The sequence below is a fragment of the Streptomyces sp. 8L genome (assembly GCF_020176795.1).
GTDB lineage: Bacteria > Actinomycetota > Actinomycetes > Streptomycetales > Streptomycetaceae > Streptomyces.
Genome location: NZ_JAIUKE010000795.1, coordinates 1 through 2,475 on the forward strand (window position 1 = coordinate 1; position 2,475 = coordinate 2,475).

The window sequence follows — 2,475 nt, forward strand, 5'->3', positions numbered from 1 at the left end:
CTCATTGACATCGCGCACACCATACCAACGACGACCGTCACCCTTCGTTACCACCGATTACGCGACAGAGCCGCTCATTGGCTCGAGGTCTGTTCCCCCGTATGTCGCCTGATTGGCGGTCACAGTTGGGCGGCGACCGCGGGAAGATCATGTCACATGGCTCGACCGGTGAGCACAAGAGTGGGCAGACGGATGCGACATGTGCTGCAGAAACGGTGGGAGGCGACCCGGGCCCGACAGAGCAGATTGCAGTGGCTGCGGCAGGACGACCGTACGCTGCTTGACCGCTTGTACGGCACTCCGTTCGAGGACGTCGTCTTTCCGCCGGCGCGTACGATGGAGGACGCCGAGGCGGTGGACGTGCTCGACTTCGCACTCAGGCTGGGCCGATCCTTGTTTCTGGCCGGAGCACAGACTCGTCGGATTGAGTCGTCTGTCGTGGCGGTCACTGCCGCCTGGGGTATGGCCAGCCAGGAGGTGGAAATCAACGCTCGCTCGCTGCTGGTACAGTACGCGCCCAAGGGACGACGGCCGGTCGTGATGCTCAGAGTCGTGGGCTCCGACGACAATCGTGATCTTATGCGACTGACTGCGCTGGAGCGACTGACAACGAAGATCGCATCCGGACAGCTGTCCCGGGAGGCGGCACACCGCGCACTCGGGCAAATTGAGACTGGAGCCCGCCGCTGGCCATGGTGGTTTGCGCTCAGCGGAGGCGCCGTCCTGGCCGCGATGCTGTGCGTGCTCGCCTCCGGAACGCTGCGCGCAGCAACGGTATCTCCAGTCACGTTCCTACTGGTCGACCGCGGCGGCTGGGCGCTATCTCGCTCGGGGGTGCCGCCATTCTTCGTCACCGCCGCGAAAACATCTCTCCTCGTTACTCTAGTACAGGCTCTGGTCGCCGCCCATGTGCTGAGCCGTCCAGAGGCGGCGAGTGTGATCGCGGCCAACGTAATTCTGTTACTGCCGATCTTTACGGTCGTCTCGCTGACCGAGGACGCGATCAACGGCTTCAGTTCCATGGCGGCGGGCCGTGCCGTGAGCCTGCTGTCCTTCCTCACGGCACTCGCCTGCGGTTTTCTCGCGGTCAGCTTCCTACTGTTGGGGACAGACACCGACGCCCGGTCCACTGCCCTAGTCCCACTTCCTGTCGTCCTGACGCTGCTCACGAGCGCAATCGGGGCACTCGGTAACACGGTGTTCATGGATGGCGGGCTGCGTCTTATCCCACCGGCGATCGGTGTTGCGGTTCTCGGCGCGGGTGCGAAGCTGACAGTCCTCAACGCGTTAGGGTGGTCTGTAATCCTCGCGACGGGGATAGCGACAGTACTGATGGGCCTAGTCTCAACCGTGTTGGCCCCGAGTACGGACATCCCGGCTCGAGCCGTTGTAGTCCCAGGGATCGCCGGTGGTGTGCTGCCGGGGCCCGATTTGTACCGGAGCCTGCTGCAGTGGCTTCTCGACGTCAAGGGTGCCGGCGCGTACCTGGTGTCCACGATGATGTCGGTCGCCGCCATCGGCATCGGCGTGGTCCTCGGCACCCTGCTCGGCTCTGCCGCCGGACGCCTCCGGCACCATCTTCGGCTCGTCCCCACCGAGGCACCCGACTGACAGTGAGGACGGACCTTGACCTGGATCCTGGACCCGGGTTATGCGGCTTGGTTCAGCGTATTTGGTGCGGGTTGGGGTCCTTGAAGACTATCGGTGATTGTTGCCCGAGGCGGGAGCGTCGACGGCGGGTGTTGTAGTGGAGGAGTCCTCAGTGAGGCGACCCCCGTGACGTGGACACTCTGACAATGGATCTTGCAGATTCAAGGGAAGGTGTCCGGATGGGATGTAAGTCTCCGTATCCGGCGGAGTTCAGGAATGACGCTGTCGCGCTGTACCGCGCGGCGGGCGGGAAGCGCACCTACGCGGCGGTCGCGGCGGATGTCGGGGTGACCGGCGAGACGCTGCGGAGCTGGGTGCGTCAGGCCGACGAGCACGCGGGCCGCGATCACAGCCACGGCGAGCAGAGTGCGGAGAGCCGTGACGGGGAACTGGCCCGGCTGCGCGCGGAGAAAGGCCGGCTGCGCAAGGCGGGGAAGGAGTGGGCGCTCGAGCGGGAGGTCCTGCGCCGGGCAGCGGCCTGTTTCGCCAAGGAGATGAAGTGAGGACCCGCCGCTGGGACTTCGTCTCCGCCGACGCCGAGGCCTTCGGTGTCCAGCGGATATGCCGGGTCCTTCGGGTCTCGCGCTCGGGCTACTATCGATGGATCGCCGACGCGAAGACCCGCCAGGAGCGGCAGGCCGCCGACGATGCCCTGCTTGTGGAGATCCGTGAGATCCACACTGAGCACAAGGGCACCTACGGAGTCCGGCGCGTCCATGCCGAGTTGCGCGGGTTCGGGCACACGGTTACTGAGGTTGAACTCGTGATGTCGGTGGGTTGTTCAGGTGGGTCTGATGGGCAGGCGGGTCTCGGCGAGGCAGCCGT

3 protein-coding genes are annotated in these 2,475 nt (G+C 65.1%); all 3 read left to right on the forward strand.

Going from position 1 to position 2,475, the window contains the following annotated elements; all coding sequences use genetic code 11:
- Window positions 1-201 precede the first annotated feature (201 nt).
- Window positions 202-1,611 (forward strand): threonine/serine ThrE exporter family protein, encoded by a 1,410-nt coding sequence (locus LCE31_RS38805; protein ID WP_225022937.1) that lies wholly within the window; start codon window positions 202-204, stop codon window positions 1,609-1,611.
- 218 nt (window positions 1,612-1,829) lie between these two features.
- Window positions 1,830-2,153, forward strand: coding sequence for a transposase (locus tag LCE31_RS38810; RefSeq protein ID WP_225022938.1), 324 nt, complete (start codon window positions 1,830-1,832; stop codon window positions 2,151-2,153).
- On the forward strand, window positions 2,150-2,475 hold a 326-nt coding region (locus tag LCE31_RS41055; protein ID WP_225022939.1), incomplete at its 3' end, for an IS3 family transposase. The genes LCE31_RS38810 and LCE31_RS41055, both read left to right, overlap by 4 nt.

What these genes read in the sequence shown, in the direction of transcription:
- LCE31_RS38810 (WP_225022938.1), top strand. Translation starts at nt 1,830, where the DNA reads ATGGGATGTAAGTCTCCGTATCCGGCGGAGTTCAGGAATGACGCTGTC.